Here is a 5,702-nt window from a genome sequence, read left to right as displayed (position 1 = left end):
CCAAATTTATTGAGATCCTTGGCTAAATAACTCCGTCCAAATCCGCCGCGTCCAAGTTCGCGGACGATCTCATAACGATTGCCGAGGATATTACCTGGCGCGAGTAAGGATGACTCTAGCATAGAAGGACTGGGTAATGGGATCGCGATCGGCTTAAATTAAATAAGGTGCCGAGGTTAGGCTAGATGTTCCCACTTTGGATATTATCTGTGATTATAATACCATTGGACTGAATAGGCGGGATTCTCTTGCGCTTTAGACTCGATCGCGATTTACAGATAGGATTAAATATCTATTGAGCCAGTAGCTGTACGTCCAGTTCTAAAAGTTCGGCTACTTCTTGAATACTCATGCCTTTTTTCAATAGTTTAGGCGCAATCTCCAGCTTAATCTCTTGCTTTGCTTGCTGATAAAGTTCTGTGTTTTTAGATATTTCTGAGCCTAGATTAGCTGACTCGGCTAGAATATCTGCTGGCAAAGGATCGTCAAAGTCTGGAAAAATAATTATTTTGCCTTTGTCTTGCCCAGGAACACGAGGTAGATTTGATTTTGGGGTTGGATTAATTCGATCTACTGGAAGGTCGGATTCTGAGATTCGATCGTCTTGTTGCTTTTCTGAATCTTCAGTGAAAAGATAAGGCGAAGATTTTCGCAGATTTTCTAAGAACTCTTCTGGTGTAACAGTTTTAAAGTGATCGGTGATGATTTGTTTGAATTTCTCAGGGTTCATTGGCATTGGAATCTCTCCTTAACCTTGGTATATAAAAGAGTGTTCGATTAAATCTAATTTTATAACTGAGATTTGAACGTGAGTCTTATCACAAATAGCTGAGTTTGGAAAGATTGGATGTCCTTCAACAAATGCAGAACGAATCAACCCAAGTGAGTCTGGTTCAGAAGATCGCTCGATAGTACTAATAAGATAATCAAAGAAAGCACAATCTAGATAACGCTTGCCAGGTATATCTGGGTTCTGTGTTGGCAAACTCTTTCCCGTTTGTTGGTATACCTCAATAAATTTATTATAACTGTCCATCCAAAAATTAGTATTGTTGGTATCTGGCATATCCAACAGATCGAGACATGTGCTATCCAGTCTCAGCCTGGATTTGATTACGGCTGGCTCCTGGCTATACATTTTCTGTGCCCAATGTAACGCATGATTGGGTGCATCCTGCCAGAAATAAACCCCCGTACCCAGCCAATCATAGCCATTTGTGCTGGGTTGAAAACCTTCGGCAATAATTTTGTCGGCGCGACTGCGGCTGGTGCCATGATATCCATTTACCCAAATCGTATCGTTTGAATCGTCGTTACTACTCGTCATCCCTGAAAATCGATCGATATTTAGTGCTTTAGTTCTGGCAATCTTACCACCCGAAAACATCACTCGATCGACCTTCCATGATATTAATTAAGTCAAAATACTTCCTCCCATCAGTTTTTGAAAACGATAATCTAACTCCGCCTTCAATCGGGGTGATTGGCTCAGATCTTTATCTTGCAAAATGACTTTTTCTGCTGCATCTCGCGCGATCGACAACACTTCGCCATCCTCTGCTAAACTAGCTAAGGCAAAATCTGCCATCCCCGATTGACGGGTGCCTAAAACCTGCCCAGGGCCGCGTAATTGCATATCCATCTCGGAGATCCAAAAACCATCTTGGGACTGTTCTAGCACCTGTAGGCGTTGCTTGGCGTTGCTCGAACTGCTACCGCTCATCAGGAGGCAGTAGGAACGATGTTCGCCGCGTCCGACGCGTCCGCGTAACTGGTGGAGCTGGGATAAGCCGAAGCGTTCGGCGTTTTCGATGAGCATGACGGTGGCGTTGGGGACATCTACGCCGACTTCGATGACGGTGGTGGAGACGATAATTTGGGTAACATTATCGCGAAATGCACTCAGAGCGGCATCTTTATCTGCCGAAGCCATGCGTCCGTGAAGCAAGCCGACTTGATATTGGGGGAAGACTTCGGTGGCTAATCGTGTATGTTCCTCGGTGGCGGCGCGGAGATCGAGTTTTTCGGACTCTTCTACGAGGGGGAGGACGACGTATACCTGTCTCCCCAGGGCGATTTCGCGGTGCATGAGTTCGTAAACTTGGCTGCGCTGGCGGCTATTGACAGCGTTGGTTTGAATCGGCTGTCGTCCAGCGGGTAGTTCGTCAATCTGGCTCACGTCTAAATCGCCGTGGAGGGTGAGGGCGAGGGTGCGGGGGATAGGTGTGGCTGTCATCGTCAAGACGTGTGGCTGGGAGCCTTTTTGCTGGAGTCGAGCACGCTGGAAGACGCCGAAGCGATGTTGTTCGTCGATGACGACTAAACCGAGGTTGCGGAAATTGACCTTATCTTGAATTAAAGCATGTGTGCCGACGGCGATCGAGAGTTCGCCTGTTTCGAGTTCGCTATATATTTGTCTCCGTTTGGCGGCTTTGGTGGAGCCTGTCAGGAGTTCGACGGGGAGATGAAGGAGGTTAAACCAGCCGACGAGTTTGCGATAGTGTTGCTCGGCGAGGACTTCGGTGGGAGCCATGAGTGCGGTTTGATAGCCGGATTGGATGGCGGCGAGAATTGCCATGACAGCCACGACGGTTTTACCTGAGCCGACATCACCTTGTACTAACCGATTCATCGGTGCGGGTTGTTGGATATCTTCTAAAATCTCACTCACGACTCGCTGTTGAGCATTTGTGAGTTGGAATGGTAATAGTTCTCTAAATCTGTCGATTAATATTCCTGTCGGTTTGATGATGGTTTGAGTATGAGTCTGGCGCATCAAATGGCGGCGTTGGAGGAAGCCTAATTGGAGATAGAAAAACTCATCAAAAACCAATCTCCGCCGCGCGGCTTCTTTGGTATCGCTATCTTCAGGGAAATGAATATTTTGAATCGATGATGCTAATTCCATCAAGCCATACTGCTCGCGGACGACTTTGGGTAAGGGATCTTTTAATAGTCCTGCTGCTGGCAAAACTGTCATGACAGCTTCACGAACGATATCGGCAGATACACCTTCTATTAAGGGGTAAACTGGCAAGACGCGCCCAATTTTGAGCGAAGAAATACTCGCTTCACTATCTGCTAATACTTCTATTTCGGGATTATCTAAATTGATGCCATATTTCCCCTGCTTGACTAATCCCGATGCGGCAATCCAACTGCCGACGGGATATTTGCGCTTGAGTGATTCTTGCCAGCCGCGATTGCTGTAGCGAGTCCCGGCATAAAAGCGACTGATTTTGAGGCTACCAGTTTCATCTTTGATGGTAATTTCGAGGACATTGAGTTTCTTGTTTTTAGGACTGGTAAAGAAGTTAATCTTGCGAATAATCCCCACCAGCGTCACGGTGGTACCTGGCTCTAGCTCGATGATATTTATCTGCTTGGCATAATCGATATGATCGCGCGGATAGTAATACAGAACATCTTTGACAGTTAATAATCCCAATCGAGCCAGAATTTCGGCTTTGCGAATTCCTAATTGGGGAATATCGCGTAAGTAGCGATCGAGTGTTAAATTAGTGTCACTTTGAACCGTGGGAATTGTCGCAGGTGAAAGTTTAGGAATACTTGCTGGGCTGGAAATAATCTTTCTAGGTACTTCACTTACCTGGGGCGAACTAACTGGTTGATGACTGATTTCAAGACTGGCAACTTGTTGAGCAACTGTCAAAAATTGACTGGCTTTAGCAATTAATAACTTCCGTTCGCTCAGGGTCAGATCGTGATATTTAGCAAATTCAAAAGCTAATTCGCGCCAATGTTGACGATCTTTAGCACTAACATGAGTTGGTGGTTTGCCAAAACTCAAACATAAAAATTCACCGAAGCGATACTGTTGCCCCACTAAATCGGTATAACCATATTCTGCCTCGATCGCGAGCGCTTTTTGAATTCTTGACCAATCTGGTTCTTCGGACATCTATCTGCCAAAAAGTAAATGATAATCGAGTACTAATCACCGCAGTTATCCATCTTAGCTCAAATATCGACGATCGTTCGAGATCGATGGTAACTGCTAGCTTTCAAACCAACTATTTCGCCAAGCTGATTCAGCTTCGGCAATTTTTAGTTCTTGTTGTTTTTGAAGATACTCCCGGCGAAGCAGCTTGACTTTATCGACGATGCGATCGATATTTTTCCGCAAGCTTAAGACATTGACTTCCGAGAATTCAACTTCTGTCAAACGTAAATAAACACTATGAATTTGCACTATCTGCGGAAAATCATCACCCTCAGCATCGAGAGCGATCGAGACAGATCGATCGGTACCATTACTAACAATCGCTCGATCGCTAGTAGAGTCTTCAAATTCCTGCTCGTCCGGCTCTTGCTCGATTAAAATACTTAATAAATTAGGGATATTTACATTGCTTTCGCCCTGACGATCGGCTTGAGCGCTTGCTTCTAAAATTGGCTTAGGAATCGTCGCTGGCATGATCCGAGCCTGCTGCAAGAGCAAATTTACTTTATAAGAAATCTCTTTCAAACTATGCGCGATTTCTGATTCTAAGTTTTGCTGCCAAGTAGATAAAGAAGTTGGCGTGGCAAACCAATCGATCGGCATAATGGGGATAGAAGTTAGTTCCCCAGTTGGCTCATCATCATTATCAACCCGAGCCGATGAGTCGATCTGAACGACTAAATTGGCGATCGCATTACTAATTACCCGCTGCAAAGTTTTGAGCAATTGCGATCGCTGATTGTAATTTAATTTCAAGAAAGCATCTGGATAACAATTGGTACATAAATAATAACAACTCTGAATCGACTGTTGCTTGAGTGTCGGTGCTAAAGCCGCAAAATAACTTTGATAAGCAGCAGTTAGTTCCGTGCCGAGATTACTACTGGCTGTCTGCAAATGATGTAAATCTTGTCCGACTTGTTCGATCGATCTTGCCATATGGGGGAATAGGGAATAGGGGATAGGGGATAGCGGGAGAGATGCGCGAAAAGCCGACTTTTCGCGCAGCGTCTCCTTGGGAGAGGGTTTAGCGTGTCAAGACAAGCAGCAAATAGGGTTTAACTAGATAGACTCAAACCGATCTAGATACATTGTCTCGATCGGAAATGTCATAAAATGGGTGACGACGATACATCGATGTATGAATAAATTTGGTTTGCGGGGCACTTGTCATACCCAAAATCTGCCCCATATTGTCAGCCATTCGGTTAGAATAATGTTCCGAGCCAGAGACAAACAGAGCTGCTCATGAGTCGATCGAGCGTCGGCAATATTGCTATGTCCGATCCCTCTCCACCAAGCTCCCCAACTCCTGCAATCATAACCCTCAAAAACATGTCTGTCATTACTTTAGATCCCAACACTCAAAGCACTACTACCCCATTACTAGGCTTGAGTTTAGCAGAATTGACCGCCTGGGTGCAGGAGCAAGGACAACCAGCTTATCGGGGCAAACAACTATACCAATGGATTTACCAACAAGGTGCCAAATCCCTGGCTGATATTACCGTATTTTCTAAGCAGTGGCGCGAGAGTGTCAAGGATACACCGATCGGTCGATCGACAATCCAGCATCGGGCAGTTTCTAATGATGGTGCGATCAAATACTTACTCCAGCTTCAGGATGGGCAAATCGTCGAAGCAGTCGGGATTCCCACCTCTAAACGGCTGACAGTCTGCGTCTCCTCTCAGGTAGGCTGTGCGATGGCTTGTACCTTCTGCGCGACGGGGAAGGGGG

General features: G+C 45.5%; 4 protein-coding genes and 1 pseudogene. 1 reads left to right on the top strand and 4 read right to left on the bottom strand.

Features of this window, described 5'->3' with window-relative positions; all coding sequences use genetic code 11:
* Window positions 1–292 precede the first annotated feature (292 nt).
* The 4 genes from RMO35_RS18775 to RMO35_RS18760 form a co-directional block, all read right to left on the bottom strand.
* Complete coding sequence (locus RMO35_RS18775; protein ID WP_309743061.1) at window positions 293–736, bottom strand: hypothetical protein; 444 nt, start codon at window positions 734–736, stop codon at window positions 293–295.
* A 12-nt stretch (window positions 737–748) separates the two neighbouring features.
* Window positions 749–1,390, bottom strand: coding sequence for a hypothetical protein (locus RMO35_RS18770; RefSeq protein WP_309743059.1), 642 nt, complete (start codon window positions 1,388–1,390; stop codon window positions 749–751).
* A gap of 24 nt (window positions 1,391–1,414) precedes the next feature.
* Complete coding sequence (gene recG, locus RMO35_RS18765) at window positions 1,415–3,922, bottom strand: ATP-dependent DNA helicase RecG (protein ID WP_309743058.1); 2,508 nt, start codon at window positions 3,920–3,922, stop codon at window positions 1,415–1,417.
* 96 nt (window positions 3,923–4,018) lie between these two features.
* Window positions 4,019–4,903 carry a hypothetical protein gene (locus tag RMO35_RS18760; RefSeq protein WP_309743056.1) on the bottom strand — a complete coding sequence of 295 codons (885 nt, stop codon included), beginning with the start codon at window positions 4,901–4,903 and terminating at the stop codon, window positions 4,019–4,021.
* A gap of 396 nt (window positions 4,904–5,299) precedes the next feature.
* On the opposite strand from RMO35_RS18760, the pseudogene RMO35_RS18755 reads away from it, so the two are divergent.
* Window positions 5,300–5,702 (top strand): annotated as a pseudogene (locus RMO35_RS18755) (23S rRNA (adenine(2503)-C(2))-methyltransferase RlmN); the annotation flags it as partial.

This window comes from Chamaesiphon sp. OTE_20_metabat_361 (genome assembly GCF_031364565.1).
This window is presented reverse-complemented; position numbering and strand designations above follow the sequence as displayed.